Source organism: Streptomyces sp. NBC_00443 (assembly GCF_036014175.1).
GTDB lineage: Bacteria > Actinomycetota > Actinomycetes > Streptomycetales > Streptomycetaceae > Streptomyces.
On record NZ_CP107917.1, the window covers coordinates 2,845,331 to 2,859,178 of the forward strand.

At 71.4% G+C, this 13,848-nt stretch carries 7 protein-coding genes and 1 pseudogene; 6 read left to right on the forward strand and 2 right to left on the reverse strand.

Translation table 11 applies throughout. The features are described 5' to 3' along the window. Positions 1 to 18: 18 nt before the first annotated feature. Positions 19 to 753 (reverse strand): ABC transporter permease, encoded by a 735-nt coding sequence (locus OHO27_RS12485; RefSeq protein ID WP_328423241.1) that lies wholly within the window; start codon positions 751 to 753, stop codon positions 19 to 21. Continuing rightward, positions 750 to 1,700 carry an ABC transporter ATP-binding protein gene (locus OHO27_RS12490; RefSeq protein WP_328423243.1) on the reverse strand — a complete coding sequence of 317 codons (951 nt, stop codon included), beginning with the start codon at positions 1,698 to 1,700 and terminating at the stop codon, positions 750 to 752. Before OHO27_RS12490 ends, OHO27_RS12485 begins: the two co-directional genes overlap by 4 nt. 206 nt (positions 1,701 to 1,906) lie before the next feature. Between OHO27_RS12490 and OHO27_RS12495 the strand changes: the two genes are divergently transcribed. The 6 genes and pseudogenes from OHO27_RS12495 to OHO27_RS12520 all read left to right on the forward strand — a co-directional run bounded on the left by OHO27_RS12495 (position 1,907) and on the right by OHO27_RS12520 (position 13,648). Beyond that, positions 1,907 to 3,727: an ABC transporter ATP-binding protein gene (locus tag OHO27_RS12495; protein ID WP_328423245.1), complete on the forward strand. Its 1,821-nt coding sequence runs from the start codon at positions 1,907 to 1,909 to the stop codon at positions 3,725 to 3,727. Next, positions 3,724 to 5,601 carry an ABC transporter ATP-binding protein gene (locus tag OHO27_RS12500; protein ID WP_328423247.1) on the forward strand — a complete coding sequence of 626 codons (1,878 nt, stop codon included), beginning with the start codon at positions 3,724 to 3,726 and terminating at the stop codon, positions 5,599 to 5,601. Before OHO27_RS12495 ends, OHO27_RS12500 begins: the two co-directional genes overlap by 4 nt. Before the next feature lie 40 nt (positions 5,602 to 5,641). Continuing rightward, positions 5,642 to 7,357: an ABC transporter ATP-binding protein gene (locus OHO27_RS12505; protein WP_328423249.1), complete on the forward strand. Its 1,716-nt coding sequence runs from the start codon at positions 5,642 to 5,644 to the stop codon at positions 7,355 to 7,357. A gap of 110 nt (positions 7,358 to 7,467) precedes the next feature. Further along, positions 7,468 to 9,212 (forward strand): annotated as a pseudogene (locus OHO27_RS12510) (ABC transporter ATP-binding protein). A 59-nt stretch (positions 9,213 to 9,271) separates the two neighbouring features. Beyond that, entirely contained in the window at positions 9,272 to 11,302 is a 2,031-nt protein-coding gene (locus OHO27_RS12515) for an NAD(+) synthase (protein ID WP_328423251.1), read from the forward strand. Positions 11,303 to 11,593: 291 nt separating this feature from the next. Beyond that, positions 11,594 to 13,648 carry a M4 family metallopeptidase gene (locus OHO27_RS12520; RefSeq protein WP_328423253.1) on the forward strand — a complete coding sequence of 685 codons (2,055 nt, stop codon included), beginning with the start codon at positions 11,594 to 11,596 and terminating at the stop codon, positions 13,646 to 13,648. Positions 13,649 to 13,848: the final 200 nt, after the last annotated feature.

Here is a 13,848-nt window from a genome sequence, read left to right on the forward strand (position 1 = left end):
AGTCTGCACGTGAGGCCCCTACTCCCAGCGGAACCAGCGCGCGGCCGCCACCGACAGCACGACCGTCCAGGCGGCCATGACGCCGAGGTGGCCCCAGCCGGGCCAGTCCCCCGCCGTGGCCTCGTTGAGGGCCTGCGCGGCGGCGCCGAACGGCGTCAGCCCGACGACGTCGGCCATCACGTCGGGCATGGCCTGCACCGGCAGCCACACGCCCGCGGAGAACAGCATCGGGAAGAACACCGCCGTCCCGACGGCACCCGCGATCTTCACGGTCCGGGAGACCGCCGAGATCACCGACCCGAGGGCCAGTGCGGCGAGGACCGCCAACACGAGCGCGAGCAGGTAGCCGTACGGCTGTCCGGGCAGTCGTACGTCGTAGGCGAACCGTCCGACTGCGAGCGCCAGCAGCGCCGAGAGCACGGCGGCCAGGGCGTGGACCAGCATCTGCGCGGACATCAGCGCCGACGGCCGGACCGGAGTGGCGGACATCCGGCGCAGGATGCCGTGCTCCCGGTATCCGGTGATGCCCGCCGGCATCGACTGCACTCCGGCGACGATCATGCCGACCAGCACGGTCACGGGGACGTACGTGTCGACGATGCGCAGGCCGTCGAGCCCGTCCTGGGGCTCGCGGAACGCGGGGACGGTGCCCAGGACGGCCAGCAGCGCGGGCGGGAAGACGAGGATCCAGAAGAGGCTGCCCGGTTCGCGGGCGAGCAGGCGGGCCTCGGTGCGCAGTACGGCGGTGTTCATGGCGTGGTCTCCGTGAGGTCGTCCGTCTTCGTCAGATCGGTCTCGGTCAGATCCGTCTCCGTCAGGTCCAGGAAGGCGTCGTCCAGCGTGGCGTCGCTGACGCGCAGTTGGTGGGCGGTGATGCGGTGGCGGGCGAGCAGGGTGATCACGGCGTTGACCGTCTCGTCGCTGCCGGCCAGGGTGATCCGGCCGTCCTTGTAGGCGACGGAGGCCAGCGCGGGCAGGGCGCTCAGCTCCTGTTCGTCCAGCGGCTCGGACGGCGTGAAGGTGATGACCGTGGCGCCGGCGGAGCGGCGGATCAGCCCGGCCGGGGTGTCCAGGGCGGCGATCCGCCCCTTGTCGATCACGGCGATCCGGTCGCAGAGCCGCTGCGCCTCCTCCATGAAGTGGGTGACCAGCAGGACGGTCACCCCGTCGGCCCGCACCTCCTCGATGAGCTGCCAGGTGTCCCGGCGGGCCCGCGGATCGAGGCCGGTGGTCAGCTCGTCGAGGACGACGATCCGGGGGTTGCCGATGAGGGCGAGCGCTATGAACAGCCGCTGTTTCTGGCCGCCGGACAGCTTGCCGAACCGGGCGCCGAGCCGGTCGGTCAGGCCCAGACGCTCGGCGAGCGGGCGCCAGTCGGCGGGGTTCGGGTAGAAGGCCGAATACAGCTGGAGCGCCTCGCGCACGGTGAGCTTCTCCTGGAGGCGGCCCTCCTGGAGCTGGGCACCGAGGACGTGCGTGACGCGGTCGTGGTCGGCGACGGGGTCGAGGCCGGTGACCCGGACGCGGCCCGCGTCGGGGACGCGCAGGCCCTCGACGCACTCGACGGTGGTGGTCTTTCCGGCGCCGTTCGGGCCGAGGATGCCGAAGATCTCGCCCTCCTCGACGGCGAAGGAGACGCCGTCGACGACGGTTCGGCCGCCGTAGGACTTGCGCAGGTCGGTGACTTCGATGACGGTCATGGCATCAGGGTCGCGGCGGGGCGGGGTGCGCCGCATCGGCCGTCGCGCTCGAAGCGGCATCGGCCGATCGGTTGATGCCGCCGTACGACCCCATGTCCTCGGCCTGTACGGCCCCTCGAACACGCAGGTCGTAGGACCAGCGGCCGATGGCGGACCGGCCAAAACTCGGTGGGCAGTGTCAGTGCCGATCCGTAGGCTCGCTGCTGATGGTGACGACACGTGCAACCGCCGAGGACAGCCCTGACCGATCCGACCGTTCCGCCGTGCGGACGCTGTTGCGTCTGTGGCCGTACGTGCGGCCCGTTCGGGCGCGGTTGTTCACCGCGGCGTTCGTGGCGGTCGTCGCCTCCTGCCTGTCGCTGGTCATCCCGCTCGTCCTGAAGTGGATGGTGGACGGGCCCGTCGCGGACCGGGATCCGGCCGGGGTCCGGCTCGGGGCGCTGTGTCTGCTCCTGCTCGGGGTCGCGGAGGCGCTGCTGTTCGGGCTGCGGCGGTGGCTGGTGGCACGACCGCTGGCCGGGGTCGAGGCGGGGATGCGGGCGGATCTCTACCGGCATCTGCAGCGGCTGCCGGTGGCGTTCCACGACCGGTGGGCGTCGGGCCAGTTGCTGTCGCGGGGCACGACCGACCTGATGCTGCTGCGGATGTTCCTCGCGTTTCCGCTGACGTTCCTGCTGGTCAACGCCGTCACGATCCTCGTCGGCGTGATCATCATGCTGCTCCAGGACTGGACGCTGGGGCTGGTGATCCTGATCCCGGCGGTGCCCGTGATGGTCACCTGCGTGATCTTCGAGAAGCGGTACGCCACGGTGGCGCGGCGCGCCCAGGACCAGGTCGGCGATCTGACGACGGTCGTCGAGGAGAGCGTGCTCGGCATCCGGATCATCAAGGGGTTCGGCCGGCACCGCAGCCAGGCCCGGGCGTTCCGCGAGCTGTCACGGACCCTGCGCGGCACGGAACTGCGCAAGGCCCGGCTGCTGGCCGCGATCTGGGGTGTCATCGTGACGCTGCCCGAGGTGGCCATCGGGGCGGCACTGGTGCTGGGCGCGATCCAGGTGGCGGACGGTCAGCTGTCGGCGGGCACGCTGGTGGCGTTCCTGTCGACGGCACTCGCGCTGCGCTGGCCCGTCGACTCGATCGGCTTCCTGCTGGCGATGAGCCAGGAGGCGGCGACGGCGACGGAGCGGTACTTCGAGGTGATGGACGCAGAGCAGGAGAAGCCGACCGCGGCTGGTACCGCTGCGCCGGCCGCCACCGCTACCGGCTCGACAGGGCTCAAGGACAAGGGACTCCGCTTCCACAGCGTGCAGTTCCGGTATCCGGACGCCCCCACCGGCTCCCCGGCCGTCCTCGACCGCATCGACCTCCACATCCGCCCCGGCGAGTCCATGGCCCTGGTCGGCGCAACGGGCAGCGGCAAGACCACCCTCACCGCCCTGGTCCCCCGCCTCCACGAGGTGACATCCGGCCACATCACCCTCGACGGCAAGGACATCGCCGAGCTGCCCAGAGAGGCGCTGCGCGAACTCGTCGCCGTCGCCTTCGAGGAGCCCACCCTCTTCTCGGCCAGCGTCGCGGAGAACGTACTGATGGGGACCTCGGACGGCGCGGGAGAACCCGAGTTGGAGCGGGCGCTCGCCGTGGCACAGGCCGACTTCGCGCACGGCCTGCCGCACGGCACCGGCACCCAGGTCGGCGAGCAGGGCCTCAGCCTCTCCGGCGGCCAGCGACAGCGGCTGGCGCTCGCGCGGGCGGTGGTCGGCAGGCCCCGCTTCCTGGTGCTGGACGACCCCTTGTCCGCCCTGGACGTGCACACCGAGGCCGCCGTCGAGGCCGCCCTGCGGGACGTGCTGGCGGAGACCACCGCCCTGATCGTCGCCCACCGCCCGTCGACCGTGCTCCTCGCGGACCGTGTCGCGCTGCTCTCCGACGGCCGTATCGCCGCCGTCGGCACCCATCACGAACTGCTGCGCACGAACGCCGAATACGCCCATCTCATGGCCGGGACCGAGGAGGCCGACCGATGACGGCGACGACCGCCACCGCACCGGGCAGGGAAGAACCGGACAAGGCGAGGCCCGCCGAGGAAGGACCCGTATCCCCGCGGCCCGACGACCCCTTCGACCACGACGTCCTGCCCACTCCGCCGGGCGCCACCGCCGCCCTGCTGCGCTCCCTGCTGGCCCCGATGAAGGCGCGGGTCGCCGTCACCACGCTGCTCCTGCTGCTCCAGCAGGCGGCGGTGCAGGCCGGTCCGCTGCTGGTGGCGTACGCGATCGACACGGCCGTGCCGGCGTTCCGCCGCGACGATCTCGGGCCGCTGGTCGCGGTCGGGGTCGGCTATCTGCTGTGCGCGGTCGCGTCCGGCGTGCTGCAGTACGCGTTCATCCTGCTCTCCGCCCGCGTCAACCAGGACGTGCTGCTCGACCTGCGCGGCCGTATCTTCCGCCACGCCCAGGCCCTGAGCCTCGACTTCCATGAGCGCTACACGTCAGGACGGCTCATCTCACGCTCCACGACGGACGTGGAGTCCCTGCGCGAGCTGCTCGACGAGGGCCTGCAGGAGCTCGTCACCGTCATCCTCTCCTTCGTCTACATCTCGGCGATGCTGCTCTGGCTCGACCTCGGCCTCGGCGCGGTCGCCGTGGCCTCCTTCGCGCCGCTGTACTTCCTCGTACGGCTCTACCGGCGGCGCGCCGCGCGCGTGTACACCGTGCGCTCCACCGCGATCGCCACCGTGATCGTGAAGTTCGTCGAGACGATGAACGGCATCCGGCCGGTGCGCGCCTTCCGCCGCGAGGCCGTCAACGACGCGGACTTCCGGGTCCTCAACACCCGGCACGAGCGGACGAACGGCGACGCGCTGCTGGAGATGGCCCGTTACGTCACCGGCTCCCGGCTCGTCGCCAACACGGCCGTCGCGGGGATCGTGCTGTGGGGCGCCCACCGGGTCGCGGGCGGCACGCTCGCCCTGGGTGTGCTGGCGGCGGCCGTGCTGTATCTGCGGCGGCTGTACGACCCGATCGACCGGCTCGGCATGTTCCTCAACTCGTACCAGTCGGCGGCGGCCTCCCTGGAGAAGATCGCCGGACTGCTCGCCCAGACCCCGTCCGTGCCCGAGCCGCAGGCGCCCCGGCAGCTTCCGGCGCTCGAGTCGGAGCACCCCGGCCGCGAGGTCGTCTTCGACGGCGTCCGGTTCGGCTACCGCACCGGCGGCGAGGTGCTGCCCCGCTTCGACCTCACGTTCCCGGCCGGCCAGACGGTCGCGGTCGTCGGCTCCACGGGCGCCGGCAAGTCGACACTGGCCAAGCTGCTCGCCCGCTTCTACGACCCCTCGGACGGCCGGGTCCTCCTCGACGGCGTCGACCTGCGCGAGCTCGCCGTGCCGGAACTGCGGCGCGGGGTGGTGATGGTGACGCAGGAGGCGTTCCTCTTCTCCGGCACGGTCGCCGAGAACATCGCCATCGGCCGCCCCGACGCCACCCGCGAGGAGATCGAGCAGGCGGCGAAGGCCATCGGCGCGCACGACTTCATCAGCTCGCTCCCCGACGGCTATGACACCGACGTACGCAAGCGGGGCGGTCGTATCTCCGCCGGTCAGCGCCAACTCGTCGCGTTCGCACGGGCGTTGCTCGCCGACCCGGCCGTACTGATCCTCGACGAGGCGACCAGCTCGCTCGACATCCCCGGCGAACGGGCCGTGCAGCGCGCGATGTCGACGGTGCTGCACGGGCGTACGGCAGTCGTCATCGCCCACCGGCTGTCCACGGTCGAGATCGCGGACCGCGTGCTGGTCATGGAGCACGGGCAGATCGTCGAGAACGGCACTCCGGCCGAACTCGTCGCGGGGACCGGCAGGTTCGCGGATCTGCATCGGGCGTGGCGGGACAGTCTGGCGTAGCCGAGCGGCACGAGGAACGACGAACGGGGCACGGGGCACGATGATCGACGCGTACGAGGATCCGGGGACACCCGACTGTCGTGGCGGATGGCGGTATCTGTGGTGGCTCGTCAGGCGACAGCCCATGCGGTCCGCCATGGGGGCGCTGATCTCCAGCGTGTGGATGGTGCTGCTGGCGGCGACCCCGTACCTGATGTCGCGTGCCGTCGACGACGGGCTGGCGACCGGTGACCAGGGCGCGTTGGCGGGGTGGACGGGTGCGCTGGTCGCGGTGGGGGTGTTCAACGCCTGGCTGAGCATCATGCGGCACCGCACGATGACGCGGGTGCGGATGGACAGCAACTTCCGCACGGTCAAGGTGCTGATCGGCCACGCGGTACGACTCGGCGCCACGCTGCCACGCCGGATCGGGGCCGGGGAGGTCGTCACGATCGGCGTGGGCGACGTCCAGACCATCAGCCAGTCCCTGACCGTCGTCGGCCCGGGTGTCGGTGCTGTCGTCGCCTATCTGGTGGTCGCCGGTCTGTTGGTGTCGGTGTCGGTGCCGATCGCCGTCGTGGTGCTGCTCGGGATGCCGCTGGTCGGCGTGCTCGTCGGGCCGCTGCTGGGGCGGCTGCAGGGCACGGAGACGGAGTACCGGGAGCGCCAGGGCGTACTGACCGCACGGATCGCCGACCTGGCGGGTGGCCTGCGCGTCCTCAACGGCCTCGGCGGCAAGGGTCTGGTCGCCGACGCCTTCCACCACGACTCGCAGCGGCTGCGGGCCCAGGGCTACCGGGTCGGGGCGGTGACCAGCTGGGTGCAGGCGCTCGGCGTGGGACTGCCCACGCTGTTCCTGGCCGTGGTGACCTGGCTGGCGGCACGGCTGGCCGCCCAGGGCGGCATCACCGTGGGCGAGTTGGTGGCGGTGTACGGCTATGTCGCGGTGCTGGTGGGGCCGGTGGCGTTCTTCATCGAGTGCGGTTACCAGGTCAGCCGTGGAGTGGTGGCGGCGCGGCGGGTCGTACGGTTCCTGCGGCTGGAGCCGATGGCGGACACCGGTACGCGGGACGCGCCCGCGGAGCCGGCGGCACTGCACGACCCCGAGTCCGGGGTGCGGGTGCCACCGGGCCGGCTCACCGCACTGGCCGCCGCGCTGCCGGCCGACGCCACGACCGTCGTCGACCGCCTCGGCCGCTACGTCCCGTCGGCGGCGACCTGGGGCGAAGTGCCCCTGAGCGAGATCGCGTTACCGCAGGTCCGGGCGCACATCCTGGTCGCCGACCACGAGGCCGACCTGTTCGCGGGCACGCTGCGTGAGCTGGTGGCCGCCGGGTCCGCGGACCAGGACGAGCGGGCGATCACGCGAGCGGTGCACACGGCGGTCGCCGAGGACATCGTCCGCGGCCTCCCCGACGGCCTCGACACCCCGATCGACGCCCAGGGCCGCAACCTCTCCGGCGGCCAACGCCAGCGCGTCCGCCTGGTCCGCACCCTGCTGGCGGACCCGGAGGTGCTGCTGGCCATCGAGCCGACATCGGCCCTGGACGCCCACACGGAGGCACGGGTCGCCGAACGCCTGCACTCGACGAGGCGGGGCCGTACGACGCTGGTGACGACGACGTCCCCCTTGGTCCTGGACCGAGCAGACACGGTCCACTACCTGGTCGACGGCAAGGTGGCAGCAACAGGCACCCACCGAGAACTGCTCGCAGGGGAGCCGGGCTACCGGGCATTGGTAGCCCGGGACGAGAACGCCGAGGAGCTCGCCAAGTGACGGAAGCCAAACGCCCCTCAGGGGCGCGGGGAACTGCGCGACAAGCCACGAAGCACCCGCACCCGGCACGCAACCCCAAGCCCCGAGCTCGCAGCCGCACAACCCTCCCCATCGCCGAACGGCAAGACGTCCGCCGAGCCACCACCCGCCTGATCCGAGCCGACGCCCGCTCCTTCACAGCCGTACTCGCCCTGAACTCCCTCGCAGCACTCGCCGGCCTGGCAAGCCCCTGGCTGGTGGGCCGCATCATCGACGAAGTCAGACGCGGCGCAGGCGTCACGGCCGTGGACAAACTCGCCCTGGCCATCCTGGCAGCGGCAACAGCCCAGCTGTTGCTGGCCCGCTGGGCCCGCTACGTAGGCCACCGCTTCGGCGAACGCACCCTCGCCCGCGTGCGCGAGGAGTTCGTGGACCGCACGCTCGCGCTGCCCGCGTCGGTCGTGGAGCGGGCCGGCAGCGGCGACCTGACGGCGCGCGGCACCGCCGACGTGGCGGCAGTGGGCACCACGCTGCGCGACGCCGGGCCCGAGTTGCTCATCAACTCCGTACAGGTCCTGTTCCTGCTGGGCGCGGTGATCGCGCTGGATCCCCTGCTCGGCGCCTGCGGTCTGCTCGGCCTGGGTGGTCTGTGGCCGGTGCTGCGCTGGTATCTGCGCCGCGCCCGCACCGGCTACCTCGCCGAGGGTGCGGCCACCTCGGAGGTCGCGGAGATCCTCACGGCGACCGCGTCCGGCGCCCGTACGGTGGAGGCGCTGCGTCTGGAGCGGCGGCGGGTGACGGCGAGCCGCGACGCGCTGGAGGAGTCCCGCCGGACCCGCCTGCACACCCTCTTCCTGCGCACGGTGTTCTTCCCGTCGGTCGAGATCGCCTATCTCGTCCCCGTGGCGACGGTCCTGCTCGTCGGCGGGGCACTGCACGCGCGGGGCACGATCAGTCTGGGCACAGTGGTCGCGGCGGCGCTGTATCTGCAGCAGATGGTCGGTCCGCTGGACGAGATCCTCATGCGGGTCGAGCAACTCCAGAGCGGCGGCGCCTCGTTCGCCCGCGTGGAGGGCCTGGCCCGCGCCCCGCAGGCGACGGACCCCGACTCCCCACCCCCACGGACGACCGCATCGACGTGACCGGCGTGCGCTACTCCTACGACCGCGGCGGCGAGGTCCTCAGCGACGTCGACCTGACCGTACGGCCGGGGGAACGGCTGGCGGTGGTCGGCCCGTCCGGTGCCGGCAAGACGACCCTGAGCCGGCTGCTCGCCGGTGTCGACGCGCCGACGGCCGGCTCGGTGACGGTCGGCGGCGTCCCGGTCGTCGCGCTCGGCCCGGAGCAACTGCGCCGTCAGGTCGTCCTGGTCACCCAGGAGCACCACGTCTTCCTCGGCACGGTCCGCGACAACCTCCGTATCGCCGAGCCGTCCGCCACGGACGAGGAGGTGTGGTCCGCCCTCACGGCGGTCGGCGCCGACATGTGGGTACGGCGGCTGCCCGACGGCCTCGACACGGCGCTGGGCGACGGCGGCCACGGCACCGACGGCTCGCAGGCCCAGCAGCTGGCCCTCGCCCGCGTGGTGCTGGCCGACCCGCACACCCTGATCCTCGACGAGGCGACGGCCCTGCTCGACCCGACGACCGCCCGGCACACCGAGCGCGCCCTGGCGGCCGTACTGCAGGGCCGTACGGTCATCGCCATCGCCCACCGCTTGCACACCGCGCACGACGCGGACCGCGTGGCCGTGATGGAGAACGGCCGTCTCACCGAGCTCGGCACCCACGACGAGCTGGTCGGGGCGGACGGGGCGTACGCGGCGCTGTGGCGGTCCTGGCACGGGGAGCGGCCCGCCCCGCCCGGAACGGCGTAGGCCTGATCAGGCGATCTATGCTCGATGCCAGCACTGTCCGCTTCTCCTGGGGAAGTCCGTTGAACTTCTGGTCGCTCTACCAGCACGGCTTCGCGCGCGTCGCCGCGTGCACCGGCCACACCGTCATCGCCGACCCGCACGCCAACGCGGAAGCGGTTCTGCGGCAGGCTCGCCGGTGCGCGCAGGAGGGCGTCGCCGTCGCCGTCTTCCCGGAGCTGGGCCTGACCGGGTACTCGATCGAGGACCTGCTGCTCCAGGACGCGGTGCTCGACGAGGTGGAGCAGGCACTCCACACGGTCGTGGCCGGGTCGGCGGACCTGCTGCCGGTGCTGGTCGTGGGCGCCCCGCTGCGCCACCGCCACCGCATCTACAACTGCGCGGTGATCGTGCACCGCGGCCGGATCCTCGGCGTGGCGCCCAAGTCGTACCCGCCGAACTACCGGGAGTTCTACGAGCAGCGGCAGATCGCGTCCGGCGACGACGAGCGCGGCGGGACGATCCGGGTCGGTGGCGCTCAGGTGCCGTTCGGCGTGGACCTGCTCTTCGAGGCGCAGGACGTCCCCGGTCTGGTGCTGCACGCGGAGATCTGCGAGGACATGTGGGTGCCGGTGCCGCCGAGCGCGGAGGCCGCCCTGGCCGGCGCGACCGTGCTGGCCAACCTCTCGGGCAGCCCGATCACGGTCGGGCGGGCCGAGGACCGGCGGCTGCTGTGCCGCTCGGCGTCCTCGCGCTGTCTCGCGGCGTACGTGTACTCGGCGGCCGGTCTGGGTGAGTCGACCACCGACCTGTCCTGGGACGGGCAGACCATGATCTACGAGAACGGCGCCCTGTTGGCGGAGACGGGCCGGTTCTCGCTGGACGAGCAGTACGCGGTCGCCGACGTCGACCTCGACCTGCTGCGCCAGGAGCGGCAGCGGATGGGCACGTTCGACGACAACCGGCGCACGCACGCCGGGCGCACCGGTGACTTCCGGCGGGTGGACTTCCGGCTCGACCCGCCGACGACGGACCTGGGCCTCGAGCGCCGGGTGGAGCGGTTCCCGTTCGTGCCGGCCGACGCCGAGCGCCTCGCCCTGGACTGCTACGAGGCGTACAACATCCAGGTCGCGGGCCTCCAGCAGCGGCTGGGCGCGATCGGCGGCCCGAAGGTGGTCATCGGGGTGTCCGGCGGGCTGGACTCCACGCACGCGCTGATCGTCGCCGCCCGGGCGATGGACCGCGCGGGCCGCCCGCGCAGCGACATCCTGGCCTTCACCCTGCCGGGCTTCGCCACCAGCGACCACACCAAGGGCAACGCCCACAAGCTGATGAACTCACTCGGCGTCACCGCGGCCGAGCTGGACATCACGCCGACGGCGCGGCTGATGCTCGAGGAGATGGGCCACCCCTTCGCGTCCGGCGAGCCGGTGTACGACGTCACCTTCGAGAACGTGCAGGCCGGCCTGCGCACCGACTACCTGTTCCGCCTCGCCAACCAGCGCGGCGGCATCGTGCTCGGCACCGGTGACCTGTCGGAGCTGGCGCTGGGCTGGTCCACGTACGGCGTGGGCGACCAGATGAGCCACTACAACGTCAACGGCGGGGTGCCGAAGACGCTGATCCAGCATCTGATCCGCTGGGTCATCACCAGCGGCCAGTTCGACGAGGAGACCGGCGAGACGCTGGCCGCGATCCTCGACACGGAGATCAGCCCGGAGCTGGTGCCCGGCGAGGAGATGCAGTCCACCGAGTCGAAGATCGGCCCGTACGCGCTGCACGACTTCACGCTCTTCCAGGTGCTGCGGTACGGCTTCCGGCCGTCGAAGATCGCCTTCCTGGCCTGGCACGCCTGGCACGACCCGGACGCCGGCGCCTGGCCGCCCGGCTTCCCCGAGGCCAAGCGGGTGGCGTACGACCTGGCGGAGATCAGGCGCTGGCTGGAGGTCTTCTGCCGTCGCTTCTTCGCGTTCGCACAGTTCAAGCGCTCGGCGATGCCGAACGGGCCGAAGGTCTCGGCGGGCGGTTCGCTGTCCCCGCGCGGCGACTGGCGGGCGCCGTCGGACGGCAACGCGGCTGCGTGGCTGCGCGATCTCGCGCGCTTCGACGATTGATGCGTCTGATCCGTTTATCGAACGTGAACTCCCGGACAACGAACGATTTCCGGCCAACTTCCTGACGCGGTCCTGACAGAAACCGCAACCACCTGCCACTCTTCCCACGGCCGCGACACAGCAACCCCACAGCGCCGTCACACTGCGGCGCCCGCGGCTGAACTCCGCACGCGCACGTCGAGTTTCCGCACGCGCACGTCGTTCTGCGTACCACTTGTTCTGCCCGGACGGCCCACCCGCCGGCCGGTCTCCCTGGCCGCGTGATCCGCGGCCGCGCAGAAGGAGTCAGTGTTGAGAGACAGTTCCTCCCACAGACGCACCTCCCACACCACGCGTCACACCACGCACCGCCGGGCCGCCGCCGTCGCCCTCGTCGGCGTCTCCGCCCTGATCGCGGCGGCCGTCCAGTCGGGTGCCGCCACCGCCGCCCCGGAGAAGGCACCGTCGGCCGCGGGCAAGGTCATACCGAGCGCCGAGTCGGTCAAGCTGTCCCCCGCCCAGCGCGCCGAGCTGATACGCGAGGCCAACGCCGGCAGGGCGGACACCGCGAAGGACCTGGGCCTCGGCGCCAAGGAGAAGCTGGTCGTCCGTGACGTCCTCAAGGACGGCAACGGCACGGTCCACACCCGCTACGAGCGCACCTACGACGGCCTGCCCGTCCTCGGCGGCGACCTCGTCGTCGAGACGGCGAAGTCGGGCGCGACCGAGGCCGTCGTCAAGGCGACCCGGACCGCCATCAAGCCGGCCACCACGACCGCCGCCGTTCCCGCCGCCAAGGCCAAGGAGCAGGCGCTGGCCGCGGCGAAGGCGGAGAAGGCCAAGAGCCCGGACGTCAACAAGGCGCCCCGCAAGGTGATCTGGGCCGCGGACGGCAAGCCGACCGTGGCGTACGAGACGGTCGTCGGCGGCTTCCAGCACGACGGCACCCCGCAGGAACTGCACGTCGTCACCGACGCCACCAGCGGCGCGAAGCTGTACGAGTGGGAGGCCATCGAGACCGGCACCGGCAACACGGTCTACAGCGGCACGGTCACCCTCGGCACCACCCAGTCCGGGTCGACGTACAACCTCACGGACGGCGCGCGCGGCGGACACAAGACGTACAACCTGAACCGCGGCACCTCCGGCACCGGCACCCTCTTCTCCGGCCCCGACGACGTCTGGGGCAACGGCAGCCCGTCCAACCTGGAGTCGGCCGGCGCGGACGCGCACTACGGTGCCGCCCTGACCTGGGACTACTACAAGAACGTGCACGGGCGCAGCGGCATCCGCGGCGACGGCGTGGGCGCGTACTCGCGGGTCCACTACGGCAACAACTACGTCAACGCATTCTGGTCCGACAGCTGCTTCTGCATGACGTACGGCGACGGCTCGGGCAACGCCAACCCGCTGACGTCGATCGACGTGGCCGCGCACGAGATGACCCACGGGCTCACCTCGAACACGGCCGGCCTGATCTACAGCGGCGAGTCCGGCGGCCTGAACGAGGCCACCTCCGACATCTTCGGTTCGACCGTCGAGTTCTTCGCCAACAACTCCTCCGACGTCGGTGACTACCTCATCGGCGAGGAGATCAACATCAACGGCGACGGCACCCCGCTGCGCTACATGGACAAGCCGAGCAAGGACGGCGCGTCCAAGGACAGCTGGTACTCGGGCATCGGCTCGATCGACGTGCACTACTCTTCGGGCCCCGCGAACCACTTCTTCTACCTCCTGTCGGAGGGCAGCGGCACCAAGACGATCAACGGTGTCACGTACAACTCGGCCACGTCGGACGGCCTTCCGGTCACCGGCATCGGCCGGGACAAGGCGGAGAAGATCTGGTTCCGCGCGCTCACCACGAAGTTCACGTCCACGACGAACTACGCGGGCGCCCGCACCGGCACCCTCGCGGCCACCGCTGACCTCTACGGCACCGACGGCGCCGAGTACAAGGCGGTCCAGGACGCGTGGGCGGGCATCAACGTCGGCTCCCGCCCCGGTGGCGGCGGCGGCACGTCCTTCGAGAGCGGAACCGACGTGGCGATCCCGGACCGCGGCGCGGCGGTCACCTCGCCGGTCACCGTTTCCGGGCGGACGGGCAACGCGCCGTCCAACTTCCAGGTCGCCGTGGACATCGTCCACACCTACATCGGTGACCTCAAGGTGGATCTGGTCGCCCCCGACGGCACGGCGTACACGCTGAAGGGCTACGGCACCGGCGGCAGCGCGGACAACCTCAACGCCACGTACACCGTGAACGCGTCCTCCGAGGTCGCCAACGGTGTCTGGCAGTTGCGCGTCCAGGACAACGCGGCCATCGACACCGGTTACATCAACAGCTGGAAGCTGACCTTCCCGTAGGCCAGTTGACGGTCTGACCAAGACAGGGCGTCGTCTCGGTGGGTTCAACTCCCGCCGGGACGGCGCCCGTTCATATTTCTGAAACATTCACCCAACAGTCAAATCTTGGCCAACATCACCGCCCTCTCCTGACATGTACGCGCCGCAGGTGTCACGCTTCCCCCACCCGCCGCACCAGCACCAATGCACTTCCCCCACAA

Bases quoted from the DNA above. Each gene is read 5' to 3' on its own strand.
- OHO27_RS12505 (WP_328423249.1), top strand. From the start codon at position 5,642: ATGATCGACGCGTACGAGGATCCGGGGACACCCGACTGTCGTGGCGGA.
- OHO27_RS12485 (WP_328423241.1), bottom strand. From the start codon at position 753: ATGAACACCGCCGTACTGCGCACCGAGGCCCGCCTGCTCGCCCGCGAA.
- OHO27_RS12495 (WP_328423245.1), top strand. From the start codon at position 1,907: ATGGTGACGACACGTGCAACCGCCGAGGACAGCCCTGACCGATCCGAC.
- OHO27_RS12500 (WP_328423247.1), top strand. From the start codon at position 3,724: ATGACGGCGACGACCGCCACCGCACCGGGCAGGGAAGAACCGGACAAG.
- OHO27_RS12490 (WP_328423243.1), bottom strand. From the start codon at position 1,700: ATGACCGTCATCGAAGTCACCGACCTGCGCAAGTCCTACGGCGGCCGA.